Here is an 18,747-nt window from a genome sequence, read left to right as displayed (position 1 = left end):
AAAGCATGATGATCTATGAAATCCCCCCTAGCGCACGCCTAACAAGATCGATAGCTTATTTAAAGCGTGATCTTTACCTTGCAGGATGATGGACTGACCAGGGGGACTGATTCAGGCGCACGCCTTGCGATCCGCCTGCTGCAAGATGCCGCAGAGCGAGGCGAATTAGATCCCTGGGATGTCGATGTGATCGCTGTGGTTGATGGTTTCCTCGATCAACTACGCCAACGGATTGAGGTGCCCCGGCAAGTGGCCGTACAAGTTCAACGGCAAGGCGGCAGTTATGAACAGGATTTAGCTGACAGCAGTGAAGCCTTTTTGGCCGCATCCGTACTGGTTGGTCTAAAAGCAGAGGTTCTAGAAGCCCAAACCTTTCCACCGGAACCTCTATATGAAGAAGGCTTCGAAGCAGAGCTGGGAGAGCAAGGCTGGCTAGATCCAAGTTTTGCACTGCCCAGGCGCCCAGAGCGCCACCTATTACGTCGTCCGGCAGCACCACCACCCCTTCGCAGGCCAGTGACCCTTGGGGAGTTAATCGAACAACTGGAATCCATCGCCGAGCAACTCGAATCCGACGAACTGCAACAGCGACGCCGCAAACGCAATAAACGTTTTAGCGAGCGTGAGGCCATTGCCCAAGTCACCGCTCTGGCTCACCGGGAAAAACTTCCTGAAACGACTGCAGCCTTAGGAGTCTTCCTCAACGATTGGGAACAGGCTCTGCATTGGGTTGATTTCGAAGTGTTGGTTGGTCAGTGGGAACAGGTCTCAACAGCAGACCTGGACACTGATCGGGTGGGCGTGTTCTGGGCTCTGTTATTTCTATGCTCACAGGGGAAAGTGGAGCTGGCGCAGGAAGGATCTCTCTATGCCCCCCTACTCCTCAAGCGACTGCTGGCCCCAGGAACAATTGCTCAACTGCCGCTTACCAGCCTTCACGTGCCAGCTGCCACGCCGGCCGAGGCCGTGAATGCCGCCTGAATGGAGGTCTATGTTGTTTGAACGACCTGAGGCCTAACAACGCCAATGAAGGCGATGATTTTGGCGGCCGGCAAAGGGACGCGCGTCCAGCCGATCACCCACGTGATCCCCAAGCCGATGATTCCCATCCTTCAGAAACCCGTGATGGAGTTTCTGCTCGAACTGCTGAAGGAGCACGGCTTCAAAGAAGTGATGGTGAATGTGTCTCACCTAGCTGAGGAAATTGAAAACTACTTCCGAGATGGCCAGCGCTTTGGCGTAGAAATCGCCTACAGCTTCGAGGGACGCATCGAAGAGGGAGAACTAATTGGCGATGCCCTTGGTTCCGCTGGCGGCCTCAAAAAAATCCAAGACTTTCAGCAATTCTTTGATGACACCTTTGTGGTGCTCTGTGGTGACGCCCTCATTGATCTCGACCTCTCAGAAGCCGTGAGACGCCATCGTGCCAAAGGCGCTCTGGCCAGCTTGGTGACCAAACGAGTCCCTAAAGATCAAGTAAGCAGCTATGGCGTGGTGGTCACAGACGAGAATGATTGTGTTCAGGCATTCCAAGAAAAACCCGCCACTGATGCAGCGCTAAGCGACACAATCAACACAGGCATCTATCTCTTTGAACCAGAGATTTTCGAGCACATTCCTTCGGACCAACCCTTCGATATCGGCTCTGACCTATTCCCCAAGCTGGTGGAGATGGGCTTACCTTTCTTCGCCCTACCAATGGATTTCGAATGGGTGGACATTGGCAAGGTTCCCGATTATTGGAGGGCCATTCGCAGCGTGCTGCAAGGAGAGGTTCGCCAAGTAGGCATCCCTGGTAAAGAGGTCCGTCCTGGCATCTACACAGGCTTGAACGTTGCCGCAAACTGGGACAAGATCAATGTGCAAGGCCCAATTTATGTAGGTGGCATGACCCGCATCGAAGATGGAGCAACAATTATTGGGCCATCAATGATCGGCCCTAGCTGTTGCATCTGCGAGGGGGCAACCGTCGACAACTCGATCATCTTTGACTATTCCCGTATTGGACCTGGTGTGCAGCTGGTGGAAAAGCTGGTGTTTGGCCGTTACTGCGTTGGCAAAAATGGCGATCACTTTGACCTTCAAGAAGCAGCCCTTGATTGGCTGATCACCGATGCAAGGCGCCAAGACCTTGTGGAACCATCTCCTCAGCAGAAGGCCATGGCCGAACTGCTTGGCACAGACCTCACACCGGCACCAAGCTGATTCCTGCTTGATCAAGAATCTCGGGGATGCGCTCTTCTGCTTTCACGGCCATCAGATGAACGCCCTGGGTAAGAGACAAATAACTCCTTACCTGCTCAGCAGCAATAGCGATCCCCTCAGCCATTGGATCAGATGCTTCCTCCAGCCGAACCACAAGTGATTCAGGAATGCATGCTCCAGGCACAACCCTATTAATGAAGCTTGCATTACGAGCTGATTTCAGCAAAAACACCCCAGCAAGCACAGGTAAGCCAAGGGGATTGGCCACCTCATTGCAAAAGTGTTCAAGCACAGCGGGTTTCATCACCATCTGAGTCTGAAGAAAGCGAGCGCCGGCCTCCTTCTTTCGTTCGAGGCGACGACGCAGACCACTCAAGCTCTGGCAATTGGGATCAGCAGCGGCCCCAGCAAACAAAGCAGTCGCTCCATCAGGGAGTAATCCCGAAACAGGGTCCTCCGCACGGTTGAAGGCAGCGACCTGATGCAGCAATTTCACCGACTCGTAGTCATGAACAGGTCTCGCCTCAGGTTGATCACCGACCCGGACCGGATCACCTGTGAGGCAGAGCAAGTTGCGAATACCCAGGGCATGAGCGCCAAGTAAATCTGATTGAAGGGCTATCCGATTGCGATCACGGCAAGCGAGCTGCAAAATCGGTTCAAGACCCTCATCTAACAGCAACCGGCAGAGAGCAAGGCTGCTCATCCGCATCACTGCACGGCTGCCATCAGTCACATTGATGGCATGAACATAACCTTTCAAACCTTGAGCCATCGACAAGGAATGAGCAGGATCTGCACCACGAGGAGGCATGACCTCAGCAGTGATCGTCACCGCTCCGGCATCGATGGAGCGCTGCAAGGCTGAACTCAAATCACGATGTCCTTCACTCACTCACCAACTATGAGGGATCGCTTGCCCAAAGTCTGCGTAAGATGACCGGAGATCATGAATAGGGAATGGCCACAGGCAAAATCCCCAGTTCCGTTCATATCTCACTCTCTTCGAGAGAAATGGAAATCATTGACCTTGTCGCCGACGGGCTAACCAACCAAGAAATCGCCGAAAAGCTAACCATCAGCAAGCGAACTGTCGACAATCATGTCAGCAACATGTTCACCAAAACAGGCTCAAAAAATCGTGTGGCCCTTCTGAACTGGGCCATGGATCACGGCAAGATCTGCCGCGATGGTTTCAATTGCTGCTCCTTGCCAGACGAATCCGACTCTGACTCCTAAACCCAAGCACAGCCGGCTCTGGTATGGGCATCAGAGAACATCCGTCCGACTCGAGATCAAACAACTCGACATAGGCCATACAAGCCTCACGATCCCGGCATGTAAAGCGGAGGATGCCATCGGTATCGTACAAACCAAACACAAGTTGCCTTCCCGCAGCATCGGCTGCCCGAACAACCAGTTCGCTTAATCGGAACTGTTAAGAGATTCTAAAGGGCCTGGGGGTGCTTTGGTCAAGCCAGGCCGTAATCTCGGCGCCTCTGATCGGACCATTGCTGAATAGGGGTGCGTGCCAAAGCGGCATTGTTCCACTCAGATTCACCAGTCACCTCCTGCCAGCACCACGCGGGAATCTCTAGCAGCTCATCCGCAGAGACAAGTTCCACCTCCGCTAACACAAGAGGAGCATTCGCTCCTTCGAAGCAATCGACCACCCAATCACCACCTTTAAGGCTTAGTTCATAACGTGTCTTGATCAGACGATCAGGTGCCAAACCCCAGAGAGCCTCTGCATCGACTAGAGGGATCAAATATTCGAACTCATGGCGAGCAATACCCTCAGCAGGAGCCTTGAGGGTGAGCCAAGCCTGATCCATCGCCAGGATTCTCATCCTGACAGTGAATCCCTGAGGAGACCCGGCCAGGTAACCCTGACGCAAAGGCAAGGCCGGTCCTGCCAAAGATCGCCACTCTTCTCCCACCACCAAAAACCTCCGTTCGATCTCGAGGCCCATGAGCTTCAGCTGGGAGATTGTTGATTGTTGAGCAGACTTCCCGCCCAATGCAGCTTGTGCGTGAGAGTTCTGTAATAAGAGGGGCTCTGTTCAAGAACCACCATCAATGCATGGTGCCGAGCCCTCTGAACAACACAACACTCGCCTGGTTCAAGCAGGGCACCACTCGCCCCATCTTTCCAGAGCTTCACCCGGCGAGTGTTTTCTCCCAGAAGCCCAATCACTAGCCGTGAGGCTGGAGGCACGATGACGGGACGACTAGAGAGACTCATCGGACAGATTGGACTAACGATGATGGCATCAATGCCAGGGTGAAGAATCGGTCCTCCAGACGCCATCGAGTAGCCGGTAGACCCTGTCGGTGTCGCCAAGATCAAACCATCGCCACGGTAATGATCCACCACCTCACCATCGATCTCAAGTTCAAGGGTGCAGGTAGGCGACACATCATCGCGATAAGGACGCATATAAAAATCATTCAGGGCCCAGTGCGGTGCCTTACTCCCATTCAAATCCTGGAGCGAAGCAATAGGTCGAGCAGTTCGTTCAACAGGGGAGCGGCTGTCCACCGCAGCCTGCAACATCATTCTGCGCTCCAAAGCAAAGTTGTCCTGCAACAATCGCTGCCATAGCTGACCGCCGCCATCAAGCAGAGCGCGTTCATGCGTCAGAAAACCTAGATGCCCTCCGACGTTGAAACTAAGGATTGGTACATCATGAACGGCAAGATGACGGGCCGCACCGAGCACCGTGCCATCGCCCCCAAGCACAACAGCCAAATCAGGCAGGCCGGATTCTGAGGCCAATAAATCGGGGAAAGGGTTGGCCCTCACTCCACTCATGGCCATCACCACTTTCACTCCAAGCGCTTGGAGCTCGTCAACACAACAACAGGCTTCACGATGCGCAGAATGACTTCCCGCCCGATAGATCACCCAGACCAAATCGAGACGCATGCTTGGGTCTCCTTACCAGCGCAACAGATTGAAGCGCTCCATATCCACAGTGACGCGATTGCGATACAAGGAAAGGAGGATCGCAAGACCCACAGCTGCCTCTGCAGCAGCAACAGTAATGACAAACACAGCAAAGACCTGACCGCGGATCAGATCGCCATCAATATATGAAGAGAATGCCATCAGATTGATATTCACCGCATTGAGCATCAGCTCAATGCTCATCAAAACCCGAACAGCATTACGGCTATTGATCAGCCCCCACACGCCGATACAGAAAAGCATCGCAGCAAGCAAGAGATAGGCCTGAAGAGGAACAAGACCGGACGAGGACTCGAGCATGGGATCGATCAGGGGAAAAAACAAAGTGTCCTGAACTGATCAGGGCGTGGACTTATCGACAAGCAACGGTGTTCGAGCCTTCTCGATCAGACCCTGATTGACAGCATCACCTGTACCAACATCAACCTCCAGCACATCTCTGCGGGCCAACACAATTGCACCGATCATGGCCATCAGTAGAAGCACAGATGCCAGCTCAAAAGGCAAAAGGTAGTCAGTAAATAGGTGTTCACCAATTCGCTCAGTAGCCCCTACTCCAATCGCTGCGGGGCCTGGCACTGCCCAAGGCGTGGTGATCACCACACGAAAGAAAAGAACAAACAGCCCTGCACAGACTCCACCAGAGAGCAGCCTTCGAATAGGCAATCCCTCGATAGGCTTCAAATCTTCGCGCTTATTCACCAGCATGATCGCAAAGAGAATCAGCACGTTGACGGCACCCACATAAACCAGCACCTGTGCTGCTGCAACAAAACTGGCATTGAGGAGCAGATAGAGACCAGCCACAGCCATAAATACGCCACCAAGCAAAAAGGCGGAGTAGACGATATTGCCCAGCAAGACAACACCAAGACTGCCGAGAACCACCACGGCGCCTAGAACCAGGAAACAGATTAATTCTGTGGAAGTAGCAATCGTCATCCTTTGGGCTGGTCTTGATCAGGAGCATCCTGCAACGATTCTCTCTTATCCCCTTGAGGAGAGTCTTGCTGCAAGCTCAGACTCTTGAGCACCTCTGCCGGGAGCTGTCCGGCACGAGGTTGATTGGCAGGTACATCATGGGGATCCATGACCCCTTTAGGCAGATAGGCCAGCTCTCGTAAAGGCTGCACAGATGGGTCTGTCGTCACACTGGTTGGCAAACGACCCAATGCAACATTGTCGTAGTTGAGGCTATGACGATCGTACGCAGCCAGCTCATATTCCTCCGTCATCGATAGGCAATTGGTAGGGCAGTACTCCACACAGTTGCCACAGAAGATGCAGACACCGAAATCAATGGAATAATTGCGCAGCTCCTTTTTCTTCGTCTCCTTATTCATCACCCAGTCCACAACAGGCAGGTTGATGGGACAAACCCTGACGCAAACCTCACAAGCAATGCATTTATCAAACTCGTAGTGGATACGACCGCGATAACGCTCTGAGGGGATGAGCTTCTCGTATGGATACTGCACCGTGATCGGACGCCGGCGCAGGTGATCGAATGTGACCGCAAGGCCCTGGATCAGATAGTTCGCTGCATCCGCAGCGTCGCGGGTGTAGTCAGCAACTTTTTTGAGGAACCCGAACATGCGAAAGGAACCTCTAAGAGGCCCACTAGGAGCATGCAAGAAATCCTACAAGCTTTTTAACCAGGATAAGTAAAAGTGCTTAGCCTTGCCGGGACGAGATCCAGCACCTTCAAGCGCCTTCGCCGCATCAACCGCCAAAGGCAACAGGGAAAGCCAACTTAAGAGCAGCGGTGATCAACAGATTTCCAAGAGCGATCGGCAAAAGAAACTTCCAGCCCAAATCAAGCAATTGATCAATGCGTACGCGTGGAGTCGTCCAGCGCAACAAGATGGCTAAGAACACCAGCAGATAAGCCTTCAGCACTGTCATCACAATGCCAACGGAGCCAGTGATCACCTGCACCAAGGGAGCATCAACCGACTGACCAAGCCAACCAGCCAGCCATTCCACCGGGATGGGGAAGCCCCATCCCCCTAGGTAGAGCACTGCGACCAACAAGGACGACAGCACAAGGTTGATGTAACTACCGAGATAAAACAGGGCAAACTTCATCCCTGCGTACTCGGTCTGATAACCCGCCACCAGCTCTTCCTCCGCTTCAGGGAGATCGAAAGGAAGTCGTTCGCACTCGGCCAGCGCACAGATCCAAAAGATCAAAAAGCCCACAGGCTGCCGCCACACATTCCAGCTCAGCAAGCCAGCACCATTTTGTTGGGCAACAATGTCGACCGTGCTGAGTGAATTGCTCATCATCACCACTGCCAGAACAGCCAAGGCAAGAGGGATTTCGTAACTGATCGATTGAGCTGCAGCCCTCAGCCCACCCAAGAGTGAGTACTTGTTATTGGAGGCATAGCCACTCATCAATAGGCCAATGGGCTGAATGCTGCTGAGGGAGATCCAGAGGAAAATCCCTATCCCCACATTGCTGATCAGCAGATTTTGACCAAAGGGCACGATCAGCCAGGAGAGGATCACAGGCACAAGCACCAGGACCGGACCAAGAGTGAACAGCAGGCCATCCGCCCTGACAGGGATCACGTCTTCCTTCACCAGCAACTTCAAGCCATCGGCCATCGGTTGCAACACTCCGAGAGCTCCTGCGTATTCCGGTCCGATCCGCTGCTGAACAGCCGCCGAAATCTTCCGCTCCAGCCACACGGTGACCAAAACGCCCACCATCGCCGCTGTCAACACCAACAGCATCGGTAGCGGCAGCCAAAGCAGATGAGCCACCTGAGGGGAAAGTCCCAGCCCTTGTAATGACTGACTAAAGCTCAACTCCAGATCAAGGCCAGAACTCACCAAGCCTGAGGTTTCAGTGGCAAAGGTGGTCACCATGGTGATGGCTGAGCTGGCTGCAACTTAGGCGCCCGTAGAAGAGACACGCTCATCACTAGGGATCCAAGTTCTGTTCTGGGCACCTGTGTAAATCTGCGAAGGCCTGAAAATCCGATTCGCGCCAAGTTGCTCTCGCCAATGAGCTAGCCAACCAGCCACCCTTGAGATGGCAAACACAGGAGTAAAAAGATCGCGTGGAATTCCAAGCTTGCGATACACAAGACCGGAATAGAAGTCCACATTCGGATAGATCCCTTTAGGGCCTAAACAGGTGGCAGCCGCCTGCTCCAACGCCTTGGCCACGTCGTACATCTCATCGGTGCCGAATCGAGCAAACAACTCCTCTGCAAGACCCTGAAGGATCACAGCGCGAGGATCCTTGACCCGATATTCCCTATGACCAAAGCCCATCACCTTGCGCTTAGAAGTGGTGGCTTCATTGAGATAATCATCAGCATGCTCTGGGCTGCCGATCTCTTCGAGCATCGCCAAAACATCCTCATTGGCACCACCATGTAGAGGTCCTGCAAGGGTGCCCACTGCGGAGGCCACCACTGCATAAGGGTCTGTGAGCGTACTGGCGGTCACTCGAGCACTAAAAGTACTGGCATTAAGACTGTGTTCCGCATGCAGGATCAAGCAGCGATCAAGAACCCTTGCCGCCAAAGGGTCCGGTTCACGCTCGGTGAGCATGTAGAGGAAATTGGCTGAGTAGGCCAGGTCGTCACGAGGCTGAATGGGATCTTGCCCTTTGCGTATCAACTTGAAGGCCGCCACCATCGTGGGAATCTTGGCGATCAGCCTCACCACGGCGTCATAGACGTACTTCGGGTCATCGATGGCTCGACGGGAATAGAACAGCCCCAGGGATGCCGCACTCGACTGAAGTGCATCCATCGGATGCCCCGAAGCTGGGAAGCACTTCATCATGTCCCGTACACGGAAACTCACACGACGGTGCATCTGCACCTCAGCTTCGAAATCACGAAGTTGCTGTGGGCTAGGCAGATCGCCCCAGATCAACAGATAGGTGGTTTCCAAAAAGCTGCTATGTGCTGAGAGCTCCGCAATTGGATAACCCCGATAAGCAAGCCTCCCCTGCAGTCCATCGATATCACAGATGGCGGATTGGGTTACTGGCACTCCCTCCAGCCCCGGACGAAAGGTGATGCCACTGCGATCGTGGCGAATCTCCCCAACCTGCTCCTGCCCCACCGCATCTCGACAACTGCTTGGCAACCTAAGCGGAACAGGGCAGCAACACCGACGGCCTCAACAACACCTGCAGCGTTGCCCTACCAGCAGGGCTTCGTTTCTGCTGCGACCATCTGAGGTGAGCAAAACCAGCCTTCTTCAACACCAGGCAGCCCGAAGGGATGCCAAGCAACCTTGCTGCTAGATGGGTCAAATCAGGTTCATGACCCACCAAAAGGCAGCGCCCAACCAATCCTTCAAGTAAAGGCCAAGGATCCCTTCCAGGAAGCAAGCAACTCTCGAATTCCACCCGCCCCGCCAGACCCGCCTGCTGCGCAAGTTCGGCCGTCTGAACAGCACGCAGATAAGGACTACTCAACAGACGATCAGCAGCAAAGCCAAGGCTTCGCAAGCGACGAGCGACCTCCATCGTGCGCAGAATTCCTTGTTCTGTAAGTGGGCGTAGCGAATCATCAACGCCATGGCATCGCTGCTCAGCGATGCCATGGCGAAATAAGAAAAGATCAACCGAGGTTGAGGCGGGCACGCATGCGAAGAGAAGAGCTTTGCTCATCCTGGTCAGGCCCCACAGCCATGGCCAACCCCTGCACACTGGGCTGCAATGAGCCACCAGCAAGCGTTTGCATCAACGTCCAGGGGCGCCAATGCTGAAGCTGCACGCGACCAGGATTTGCACCAAGAACCAGCTGTTGATTAAGCGGACGATCATCTCTATTGAGATTGTTCAGCTGACGAAGACGAGGCTGCAACGCCTTACCCTGCTTGCGCTGCTGTAGAGCCGCAAGGGTCTGACCCCACCAGGCCAGGTCTGGCTCCTCGGCCAAAGCAACGCCCAACTGAGCTTCAAGCAAGTTCTTACTGGAGCTTTGTTGACGTGCCAAGCGCGTCCACACCTGCAGAGATTCGTCATCAGACGGCAAATCCGAACGAATAAAACCCTGCTCAGTCAGCGCATCATCCACCACCGAGACAGCTGGATGGTCCTGCTTGGTCGCAACCACCCAGCCTTCGGGCTGCTGAAGCCACAACAACGGTCCATCGTCCAAACCAGCAATCGTGGCAGCCGAAGACAGTTCATTTGCCGTCAACTGCTGACGCAGTAAGGGGCCTAACCACTGCACCAGAGGATCCTGATCTGAAGGATCAAGTAATCGAGAAGGTGAACTCAACAAAGCGAGTGCCTCCGCCTGACCACCAGCAGAGGCAGTGAGCTGAGCAAGTCCATCACCTGCCCCAGCCTCACTTGCAACGACTTCCAGGGGTTGCTGGAAACGCAACAGCCCTTCCAACGCCAAATCGGACCCTTCAGGCTTCAAGGCAGCCACCAAACCCAACAGATCCTCACGCTGGCTGAGCTGCTTAGGCAGGCCTAACCAAGAGTGAATAGCGGGCGGCGAGGCAACCATCAGCGCCACACCCTCACCAAGCTGGCGCACGATCTCGACAAGCTCCTGATCCCCAAGTTGATGCTGATCAGACAACTGGGAAACATCAAGAGCCTGTTCCAATACCCCCCGGCCGGAGGCAAGCAACAGCAGGTCATCGTCGATCAATGCTGTTGCCAAAGGCTGGGGATTGCGTCCGCTCAAAGCCCCTTTGCCACTAATCACTCCCATTCCTCGATAGCGGCTGATCTGCAGATCTGTGCCAGCCAAGCTGCGTGCTTGCCAAAAGCGCTGCAAAAACCGCCTCGCACCATCCTGATCTCGACTCTCTAGAACCAAAAGCCAACCCATGGATCCTTCTGACCCGTCGGGTTCCAACAGAGCCATGCTCACTTGCGGACCAAGCCAGTCGACCAACTCCGACTCAAAATCCAAACCAGCGAGTGCGAAGGCACCATCACGAATCTGCTGAGCACCATCGCGAGCCTTACGACGGTTGCGTGCCGGAGCTACAGCCTGGGCATAGGCAGGCACACGCACTGGATCCATCAACCAATGAACGGCAAGAGCAGCATCTCGAGGCACAAACCTTGCAGCACGTGGCAACTCCAGTGGTTGATCAACCAAACGCAGAGGGTTTTGGCGGGCCATAGCCCATCCAAGCCCCGCCACCAATGAGAACAGGACAAACACCGTGGCCACCACGGCAATCAAAAACGGGCGGGCCTTCATGGGCCGGCAATGGGACTCTTTAGATCATCTTTATCCATTAATCGTCTGATCGTCTTGCGACCAGTATGAAGCGCTCACAAAGTCAACATCAATGAGGCGATTGACAGGTCTCTTTGTGCAAGCCAACTAAATCGCGAACAGCTACACAATTTCCGCCACAAAATCTTGTCTAGCTGCACGACGAGAAACACAACAGCTGCAATCTGGAAAGAACCCTCGACAGTGGTGATGCTGGGTTGCAAGCAAACTGCGCCAACACTGAGACCGGCTTAGTGAGTTCGTGACAGAGCACAAAAGCAGGGCGCCCCCCCGTACCATCAAGATCCCGACGTCACCGCTTTGGAGTCGCTACCGGCACGACAACAGCAGGTGCTTCAAGCAACGGTGCACCACTACGTGGACACGATTGAGCCCGTCGGCAGCAAAACCCTGGTGCAACGCTTTGGCCTCAAAGCCAGCGCCGCAACGGTTCGTTCGGCAATGGGAGCCCTTGAACAGCGTGGCCTGCTCACCCAACCTCATACCTCGGCGGGAAGAGTGCCGAGCCCGCAGGGCTATCGCCACTATGTGGACTGCTTGCTGCCGCCTCCAGGATCGGCGGCGCAGCACCTGGAACGGGAACTGACAAACCTCAGTCTGCGCTGGGCAGCTCTCGATGACTTGATGTGGCAATTGGCCCGACGCCTCACCGATTTCACTGGCCTGATGAGCTTGATCACAAGGCCAGCACGGCCAAAGCCAACGCTTCAAGCCGTACGCCTGGTGCGCAGTGGCGACAGGCTGCTGGTGATGCTGGTGGAAAGCTCCAACCAAGCCAGTCATCTCAATCTGCGGCTGCCCCATGAAGCCAGCAACGAACTCGAAGCCATCGAGGAGTGGACCCGCGATCAACTGGCCACAACCGGCAACGGCAGCCTCGACTGGTCGAGCCTGCCACCGCAGCTCAATCTGAGCGGATCTTTACTGCGAGAGGCGATTCACAGCCACAGCCAAGCTCAAACACCGGCTGAATCAGATGCAGTGTTCCATGGGATGTCAAGGCTGCTTGCGCAGCCAGAATTCAGCAGTAGCGCCAGCCTCCAACCTTTACTTGAACTGATGGATACGCAGCCTGCTGCAGTGGTTCCAGTTGGCAATGAGCAACTGGGAGGCGTGTGGATCGGCGCGGAGCACCCCAAGAGCGCCCTGGAAGCCTGTTCCGTGGTGCAAGCGACCTATCACAGCTCCGGGGAAGGCATCGGACAGGTTGCTCTCGTTGGCCCGATGCGCATGGCTTATGCCACAGCCAAGGCAGCCGTGAGCAGCGTGGCGAATCACCTTGAAAGGCTGCTCTGCTAAGCGAGACAGCTAGCTATTAGTAGCAAACTTTTTTGCTACGTCTACCGATGTTCGGCGACTAGGTTTTCGGCGGTATAAACGATTCAACAAAAGCTGAACAATGGAGCCCATGAACTGATTGATCTTTGCGTTATTCGTTCTCTTGATCAGTTACTCGGTAACCCCTTGCTGATGATCGAGCTCTGATGCCGTCTGCCCATGGCTCGGATGACCTACTGCCGACAACTGGGTACTACGCATGGCTCGAGCCAAACGCTTACTGCCAGCAGGCCACTCCTTTCACATCACGCTCAGATGCAATAGCCGTCAGGTTCTGATTGCTAAAGCCCTTAGGCGAGATGTGCTGCTAGCTGTGCTTGCTAAAGCCAAGCAGAAGGTTCCTCATCGCTTGTATGCGGTGTGCCTGATGGCCAACCACCTGCACTTGCTGCTGCGTCCTGATGATGCAAGTGAGCTGCCGAAATTGATGCATTGGATTGGCTGGTATTCAGCGATGGCACTTAATCGTCTTTCTGGTCGTTGCGGACATTTTTGGGAGGCTAGGTATTACGCCACTGCAATTGCTCCAAAAGATCACAGACGAGTGCTGAATACCTTGCGCTACATCCACGCCAACCCAAAGGCAGCAGGAATCAGGAAAGGGTTTTATGATCCCTATTCCAATTACGGGCATTACGGCAGGTTGGAATGTGATGGCATTAGTGAGTGGCACCCCAGCTTTCTGCAGCTGGCATCAAGCCTGAAAGGCTGCTCCAAACGGTATGCATGGTTTTGCCAGAACTACCGGCACCAAAGCAAAAGCGGCTCAAGGTGCCATTGGGGCTCAAGGATGCTGAAACGATTAGTAGAGAAGGGCAGAGGCAGACAAAGCAAAAAGAACCGAGTATCACCAGGACAACAGAAATTACCCTTTGCCTTTGACATCAGACTCAATCAAATCCCAGAAGATTGGCAGCAAGTTGCGGTGAGATTTAGAAGAGCGAATGGCATCCGCGATGGTGACACAAGAATACTGCTTTCATAAATTATTTTCGCGATTAACGACGCAATAATAGAGCAAATAACTACATTACTAGCGGACTCAAATGCGAAAATGTATTCACTTTGCCCAGGCTTTAATGCAACTTAGATATTAAATAAATTGACCCAAGCAAGCTAGCTCTGCACTTAGATAGTGCCAGGTATTGAAAGGCTGGTTGGCTGCTTTTTATGAGAGTTTTGATGAGATATTAAATCCTAGATAGGCCAGTACTTAAGCGGGTTCCCAGCCGGCCGGAGTTGCTTTGGGCGCGCCAGGGTTACAATGAAGGTAGTAACGAACGGGGGAGGTGGTTGGAATGGTCGCGTGGTGGAAGGTCGGGGAGACGGACTTAAGGAAGTGGCCATTGCGCGGATCAAATAGCTTGCACTTCGTCAAGGAAGTGCCATGGATCCCATCATGAACGCGGATATTCCTGTTTTTAACGCTTTCAGATAAGGCTTGAATCGTTGGCTTTTGCCATGCTTTTTTCTTCGTTTCTGCAGCTGTACTATTGCTACCAAAGCGATAGCTGATGTTGCCTGAAACTCTGGTTTCAAAGACTTCGTCATAGGAAACATTGACACCAGCAGTTAAACCATCAGCGATCTGATAATCCAGCTCCACCTGCACGCCAGAACCATCAGCATCATCCAGATCACCTTGCTGGTAGTAATAACCAACAGAAGCATTAAGAGCAGGGGTGATGAAATAACCAACATCCAGGCCATAGGTATCAAGCGCCCCACCGAGATAACGCACATTGAGGCGTTGCTCTGTATCACCAACAGGAATTAAGGCATAGGCATTGAAGTTCCAGGTATCCGATACAGCTTCTAGACCTGCTGCGATCTGCTGGAAGAAGGCACTTTCCTTGTCGTAGAGGGTGACACCTGAATCAGCATTGCCTGTATTCATTGGCCGGCTGTCATAGCCAGCATTCACTCCATACATCCAGCTGCGATCACCGTTCAGCCAGCGGTAACCAATCCTGGTTGAGGTGGAGATGGTGGTACCAGCAACCTCTGTATTGATGATGCTGCTGTAGCCGTCGTAATCAGCAAAGTTGGCATTGAGCAGTACATCAGCAAAGAACACACTGTTCTCGCCAACAGCGATTGGCAAGAACCCACCAATACCTGCCTGGTTTGGTGTGCCTGCTCCTTGCAAGGCACCTTGAAAACCCCAGTTGAAGCGCACAGCATCTTTGAGGTTGATCTCCATCACGCCGAGATCTGCTGCACTGCCGTTGTCTTGAGCCGCGACTGGTTGGATAGGAGTGTTGGCTAGAGCTAGTGCAGCAGCACCAGTGAGCGATAAGGAGAGACGAATCGAACGCTGCACTGGGATTGAACGCTTAAAAGTTCACTCATGATCTCGGCTATTTTTGGTTTCAGCCACTAGGCCACATCAACTGCAGCAATCGATCTCACCAGGCCAACAACGATTGCCGTGGGATTGGGATGTTCGCCTCAATTAAATACCAGAAGAGTGGCATCAAGTTGCAGTGAGATTTAGAAAAGCGAATAGATCCAGAGATGGTGATGTCAATTCCGCTGCTGATGATTAGTGACAGAGGTAAGGATATTAGCTAGAGACGGACAGTTGATGGTTGGATTTGCAGTTTCCAGGGACCATAGGAAGCATTTGCTTCTATCAATCACACGTCTTTACAGGCCTCTTATTTACAATGCAGGGCCAGGCATCGGGTGGCTTTTGGGGAAGGTTCTAAGCGTATCAATAGGCAATTGAAAACCCCGCACAATGGCGGGGTTCGACATTAATTCAATTAGAATGTAAGTGTGAGCGGGCCTAATTGCACTTGCTGCCCTTCAAAAAATCCAAACTCTCGTCCTAAGCCCCTCCACGAATCAACTCTTTTGGCCGCATCCCATGCTTCCTTTGGATATTGTGAAATTTCCAAACGCCTGTCCTCACTCATGTTGTGAAATTCGCTAAGCATGCCACCAGAAAATCGTGTCAGCTCTGCAGTAGTCAGCTCTTGATCGAGCAGTTCAGTGTTGTTGTAGTCAGTGTTGAAACCAGTCATTGTTTTAAAGGTGATAAGTGTGTGAGTTGTGTTGGGTTGTTTTCCCTCGACTCCTACAAGATCTCAGCATTTCTGGTGAAAACTCCTATTTCTTTCTGGTGGAGAGAGCAGGGGTTACTGGTGAAAAGCTGGTGAAAAGCTAAGATCCACCTTCTCGACGAGTTTTTGCTACTACCTGGAGTTGAGATTAGGTCCAAAGGCTGAATCAGACTCCAGTAGAGTGCAATCAATTTGCAGTCAGGCTCCGTAGGGCAAATGGAATCAGAGATGGTGATCTCTCGCACAATATTTGATGAATAGCCGAGGAGATACAGGTATTAACTAGAGCCAAGAAGTTGGCAGCTGTAATTTACTTGTCTAGCAGATACTTCAAACTTGCGTTTGATAAATGACACTCCTACCTGACCATCTCTTCGGAAACAAGGCGCCAATTGTCTGTAATTTTTCCAAGCGATTTAGATTGTATGCAAACAAAAATCCCCTCCTATTGGAAGGGATCGATGGAGACGCTGGTTAGATGATCTCACTTTAAACCATAACTCTGTATGGCCCGGAGCACTATTTTAGGCCAAGCGGATCTTGTGGATCGATCCCTAATGCTCGGTACAAGTATTTAAATGGAAATGGATCTACATTGAAATCCCCCGGCCCAATAGGAAGTAACCCACCAGACAAAGCTGATAGATCTTCATGAATCAGCTCTTGGTCGAGCAGTTCAGTGTTGTTGTAGTCAGTGTTGAAACCAGTCATTGTTTTAAAGGTGATAAGTGTGTGAGTTGTGTTGGGTTGTTTTCCCTCGACTCCTACAAGATCTCAGCATTTCTGGTGAAAACTCCTATTTCTTTCTGGTGGAGAGAGCAGGGGTTGTTGGTGAAAAGCTGGTGAAAAGCTCAGATCAACCTTCTCGACAAGTTTTTGCTACTACCTGGAGTTGAGATGGGGATCTAAGGCTGAATCAGACTCCAGTAGAGTGCAATCAATTTGCAGTCAGGCTCCGTAGGGCAAATGGAATCAGAGATGGTGATGTGAGTTCCGCTTCTGATGGGTTCTCTGATGGGTTAGTTGAGGATTCAAAAGAAGTCAAGGGGCTAATGGATGTATCCTATTTTTTTAGTCTCAAAGAAATAGCAACAGTTTTACTCTGATCTAGTGCATACGTATTTATGCAGATAAAGTCAAGAAGGAGTCAGGTATTGGATGGCTTTAGGCATTTAAAAGCCCCGCACAATGGCGGGGCTCGGGGTTCACCAACAACTCAACTCAAAAGAGGGCGCCTGTTTTGAGAAAGGAGTTAAAGGTTCAGGCTGATCACAGACCTAGATCGAATCGGACTAAAGAGCTACATCATCGGAAGTTGCCGAGTCTAATAGCTGAGGAAAAAAAAGGTCAATCGCTGCTCTTGCTATGGGATAGAAGATAATACCGGCGGGCATGCCACCAAACCCAGGATCCAGGTCGGGATTGATGGTGTCACCACCAAGCCCACCAGATACTTCTGATAGTTCTGTAGTAGTCAGCTCTTGATCGAGCAGTTCAGTGTTGTTGTAGTCAGTGTTGAAATCAGTCATTGTTTTAAAGGTGATAAGTGTGTGAGTTGTGTTGGGTTGTTTCCCTCGACTCCTACAAGATCTCAGCCTTTCTGGTGATCTCCACTACACAGCTCTGGTGTAGACCCCAAGAGGTATTGGTGAGCTTCTGGTGAACCGCTCAGATCCTTGTAAGAGGATGAAGTGCAGACACCACAGACATGAAAAAACCCCGCTCATGGCGGGGCGTTGTGGGGCCTTAAGTGATCCAGTCCCTGACTATGTTGTCTTTACTCTGCTTTCTCCAGGCCTACTAATTGGGGTGTCCAGTCGGTCAGATACTAATGGCACGATTCACATCAGGCTTTGGGTAGTAGTTGTAGATACCACCTGGCAGCCGAAGCATTGGAGGCATAATCACGCTGCCGCCTGCAACAAGTTCCAATTGGTCATCAGTCAGCTCTTGATCGAGCAGTTCAGTGTTGTTGTAGTCAGTGTTGAAAGTAGTCATTGTTTTAAAGGTGATAAGTGTGTGAGTTGTGTTGGGTTATTTTCCCTCGACTCCTACAAGATCTCAGCCTTTCTGGTGAACCCCACTACATAGCTCTGGTGAAGCGCCGGAATACTTCTGGTGAGCTTCTGGTGAACCGCTCCGATCCCAGTCAAAGCCTGGAAGTGGTCACCACAGCCAATAAAAAACCCCGCTCGTGGCAGGACTCAGTATTAATTAGTGCCAGGTATCAGATGATGTTTAGGCGTGATTAGGCAGTGATCGAAGCAATAAAAAGCCCCGAGTTAGTGCGGGGCTTTCTGTTGATAGGAGCATATGGAATTAACAAGAGGCAAGTAGCTTAGGATTAAGTTTTGCTCAAAGTCCGAATATTTTCAGAATAGTTCTAACCCCTTTGATTGCTGCATTTTGTGGAGTTGGTAGGTTCCCCAGGGTAGCCTCGTGCACCTCTGCAATGGTGTTTGGCTTGCCTGCTCTTCTAGCAGCTTCAGCAGGGCTATCAGAAAATCTAGGACCGTCATATCCTTCAGGGTAAATTTGATTGCCCAAATTGGGTAAACCACCAGCAATAGCGATTAATTGACTAGTAGTCAGCTCTTGATCGAGCAGTTCAGTGTTGTTGTAGTCAGTGTTGAAAGTAGTCATTGTTTTAAAGGTGATAAGTGTGTGAATTGTGTTGGGTTGTTTTCCCTCGACTCCTACAAGATCTCAGACTTTCTGGTGAAAACTCCTATTTCTTTCTGGTGGAGAGAGCAGGGGTTACTGGTGAAAAGCTGGTGAAGCACTTAGCACTTCCCCTGCAGCGCCTCTCACAACTAGATCAATCCCTTACAAGCAATTTAAACACTGTATCAAGCAAGCAATGTGACTTCAGAAAAGCCAATTCCTGCAACCAGAAAAAATGTCGACATCAGCTGCC

At 52.1% G+C, this 18,747-nt stretch carries 25 protein-coding genes; 9 read left to right on the top strand and 16 right to left on the bottom strand.

All coding sequences use genetic code 11. The features are described 5' to 3' along the window. Window positions 1–78: 78 nt before the first annotated feature. Window positions 79–981 (top strand): segregation/condensation protein A, encoded by a 903-nt coding sequence (locus EV12_RS02425; protein WP_036911557.1) that lies wholly within the window; start codon window positions 79–81, stop codon window positions 979–981. 45 nt (window positions 982–1,026) lie between these two features. Further along, window positions 1,027–2,205, top strand: coding sequence for a nucleotidyltransferase family protein (locus EV12_RS02420; RefSeq protein WP_036911494.1), 1,179 nt, complete (start codon window positions 1,027–1,029; stop codon window positions 2,203–2,205). Here EV12_RS02420 and EV12_RS02415 read toward each other — a convergent pair. After that, window positions 2,186–3,079 (bottom strand): methylenetetrahydrofolate reductase, encoded by an 894-nt coding sequence (locus tag EV12_RS02415; protein ID WP_036911555.1) that lies wholly within the window; start codon window positions 3,077–3,079, stop codon window positions 2,186–2,188. The genes EV12_RS02420 and EV12_RS02415 overlap by 20 nt on opposite strands. An 86-nt stretch (window positions 3,080–3,165) precedes the next feature. On the opposite strand from EV12_RS02415, the gene pedR reads away from it, so the two are divergent. Both pedR and EV12_RS13940 read left to right on the top strand, forming a co-directional pair. After that, a complete protein-coding gene (gene pedR / locus EV12_RS02410) occupies window positions 3,166–3,444 on the top strand; it encodes a photosynthetic electron transport-dependent transcriptional regulator PedR (protein WP_036911492.1) in 279 nt (92 codons plus the stop codon). Beyond that, complete coding sequence (locus tag EV12_RS13940; RefSeq protein ID WP_193742124.1) at window positions 3,395–3,634, top strand: hypothetical protein; 240 nt, start codon at window positions 3,395–3,397, stop codon at window positions 3,632–3,634. The genes pedR and EV12_RS13940 overlap by 50 nt, the downstream gene beginning before the upstream one ends. Before the next feature lie 43 nt (window positions 3,635–3,677). Here the strand turns inward: EV12_RS13940 and EV12_RS02405 are convergent, their stop codons facing one another. The 9 genes from EV12_RS02405 to EV12_RS02365 form a co-directional block, all read right to left on the bottom strand. Beyond that, window positions 3,678–4,178, bottom strand: a complete 501-nt coding sequence (locus tag EV12_RS02405) for a CYTH domain-containing protein (protein WP_036911490.1) — start codon at window positions 4,176–4,178, stop codon at window positions 3,678–3,680. Window positions 4,179–4,183: 5 nt separating this feature from the next. Beyond that, entirely contained in the window at window positions 4,184–5,134 is a 951-nt protein-coding gene (locus tag EV12_RS02400) for an NAD(+) kinase (protein ID WP_036911488.1), read from the bottom strand. 12 nt (window positions 5,135–5,146) lie between these two features. Beyond that, complete coding sequence (nuoK, locus tag EV12_RS02395) at window positions 5,147–5,476, bottom strand: NADH-quinone oxidoreductase subunit NuoK (RefSeq protein WP_011827260.1); 330 nt, start codon at window positions 5,474–5,476, stop codon at window positions 5,147–5,149. A 39-nt stretch (window positions 5,477–5,515) separates the two neighbouring features. Further along, a complete protein-coding gene (locus EV12_RS02390) occupies window positions 5,516–6,118 on the bottom strand; it encodes an NADH-quinone oxidoreductase subunit J (RefSeq protein WP_036911487.1) in 603 nt (200 codons plus the stop codon). Beyond that, window positions 6,115–6,771: an NAD(P)H-quinone oxidoreductase subunit I gene (ndhI, locus tag EV12_RS02385; protein WP_036911485.1), complete on the bottom strand. Its 657-nt coding sequence runs from the start codon at window positions 6,769–6,771 to the stop codon at window positions 6,115–6,117. The genes EV12_RS02390 and ndhI overlap by 4 nt, the downstream gene beginning before the upstream one ends. Before the next feature lie 127 nt (window positions 6,772–6,898). After that, window positions 6,899–8,017 (bottom strand): NADH-quinone oxidoreductase subunit NuoH, encoded by a 1,119-nt coding sequence (gene nuoH / locus EV12_RS02380; RefSeq protein WP_193742121.1) that lies wholly within the window; start codon window positions 8,015–8,017, stop codon window positions 6,899–6,901. A 60-nt stretch (window positions 8,018–8,077) separates the two neighbouring features. After that, window positions 8,078–9,268: a citrate synthase gene (locus EV12_RS02375; RefSeq protein ID WP_036911551.1), complete on the bottom strand. Its 1,191-nt coding sequence runs from the start codon at window positions 9,266–9,268 to the stop codon at window positions 8,078–8,080. Window positions 9,269–9,293: 25 nt separating this feature from the next. Next, the gene (locus EV12_RS02370; RefSeq protein ID WP_241466478.1) at window positions 9,294–9,794 is read right to left on the bottom strand and encodes a SixA phosphatase family protein; all 501 of its coding nucleotides are present in this window, start codon (window positions 9,792–9,794) and stop codon (window positions 9,294–9,296) included. Then, complete coding sequence (locus EV12_RS02365; protein WP_036911479.1) at window positions 9,772–11,385, bottom strand: DUF3352 domain-containing protein; 1,614 nt, start codon at window positions 11,383–11,385, stop codon at window positions 9,772–9,774. The genes EV12_RS02370 and EV12_RS02365 overlap by 23 nt, the downstream gene beginning before the upstream one ends. Before the next feature lie 339 nt (window positions 11,386–11,724). Here EV12_RS02365 and hrcA point away from each other — a divergent pair, with 339 nt between their 5' ends. Continuing rightward, entirely contained in the window at window positions 11,725–12,723 is a 999-nt protein-coding gene (hrcA, locus tag EV12_RS02360; protein WP_036911476.1) for a heat-inducible transcriptional repressor HrcA, read from the top strand. Between the two features lie 238 nt (window positions 12,724–12,961). Then, window positions 12,962–13,747 (top strand): transposase, encoded by a 786-nt coding sequence (locus tag EV12_RS02355; protein ID WP_036911475.1) that lies wholly within the window; start codon window positions 12,962–12,964, stop codon window positions 13,745–13,747. Window positions 13,748–13,975: 228 nt separating this feature from the next. Here EV12_RS02355 and EV12_RS02350 read toward each other — a convergent pair whose 3' ends face one another. The 3 genes from EV12_RS02350 to EV12_RS02340 form a co-directional block, all read right to left on the bottom strand. Next, on the bottom strand, window positions 13,976–15,085 hold the full coding sequence (locus EV12_RS02350; protein WP_036911473.1) for an inverse autotransporter beta-barrel domain-containing protein: 1,110 nt from the start codon (window positions 15,083–15,085) through the stop codon (window positions 13,976–13,978). 445 nt (window positions 15,086–15,530) lie between these two features. Further along, window positions 15,531–15,791 (bottom strand): hypothetical protein, encoded by a 261-nt coding sequence (locus EV12_RS02345; RefSeq protein WP_036911471.1) that lies wholly within the window; start codon window positions 15,789–15,791, stop codon window positions 15,531–15,533. A gap of 558 nt (window positions 15,792–16,349) precedes the next feature. Beyond that, window positions 16,350–16,541, bottom strand: coding sequence for a hypothetical protein (locus tag EV12_RS02340; RefSeq protein WP_036911469.1), 192 nt, complete (start codon window positions 16,539–16,541; stop codon window positions 16,350–16,352). Window positions 16,542–16,567: 26 nt separating this feature from the next. Between EV12_RS02340 and EV12_RS13935 the strand changes: the two genes are divergently transcribed. Then, window positions 16,568–16,726 carry a hypothetical protein gene (locus tag EV12_RS13935; RefSeq protein WP_193742119.1) on the top strand — a complete coding sequence of 53 codons (159 nt, stop codon included), beginning with the start codon at window positions 16,568–16,570 and terminating at the stop codon, window positions 16,724–16,726. 396 nt (window positions 16,727–17,122) lie between these two features. Here the strand turns inward: EV12_RS13935 and EV12_RS02335 are convergent, their stop codons facing one another. Both EV12_RS02335 and EV12_RS13930 read right to left on the bottom strand, forming a co-directional pair. Next, a complete protein-coding gene (locus tag EV12_RS02335; RefSeq protein ID WP_036911467.1) occupies window positions 17,123–17,359 on the bottom strand; it encodes a hypothetical protein in 237 nt (78 codons plus the stop codon). 292 nt (window positions 17,360–17,651) lie between these two features. Beyond that, on the bottom strand, window positions 17,652–17,828 hold the full coding sequence (locus EV12_RS13930; protein WP_193742118.1) for a hypothetical protein: 177 nt from the start codon (window positions 17,826–17,828) through the stop codon (window positions 17,652–17,654). A 26-nt stretch (window positions 17,829–17,854) separates the two neighbouring features. Between EV12_RS13930 and EV12_RS13550 the strand changes: the two genes are divergently transcribed. Then, the gene (locus tag EV12_RS13550; protein WP_152563010.1) at window positions 17,855–18,082 is read left to right on the top strand and encodes a hypothetical protein; all 228 of its coding nucleotides are present in this window, start codon (window positions 17,855–17,857) and stop codon (window positions 18,080–18,082) included. Window positions 18,083–18,185: 103 nt separating this feature from the next. On the opposite strand, the gene EV12_RS02330 is transcribed toward EV12_RS13550, so the two are convergent. Further along, window positions 18,186–18,473: a hypothetical protein gene (locus EV12_RS02330; RefSeq protein WP_036911465.1), complete on the bottom strand. Its 288-nt coding sequence runs from the start codon at window positions 18,471–18,473 to the stop codon at window positions 18,186–18,188. A gap of 26 nt (window positions 18,474–18,499) precedes the next feature. Between EV12_RS02330 and EV12_RS14425 the strand changes: the two genes are divergently transcribed. Next, window positions 18,500–18,747, top strand: a 248-nt coding sequence (locus tag EV12_RS14425) for a hypothetical protein (protein WP_206537830.1), incomplete at its 3' end; no start/stop codon positions are given.

Source organism: Prochlorococcus sp. MIT 0701, from assembly GCF_000760295.1.
GTDB lineage: Bacteria > Cyanobacteriota > Cyanobacteriia > PCC-6307 > Cyanobiaceae > Prochlorococcus.
Note: the sequence above shows the minus strand (reverse complement) of the source record. Positions and strands in the feature narration are given on the sequence as shown.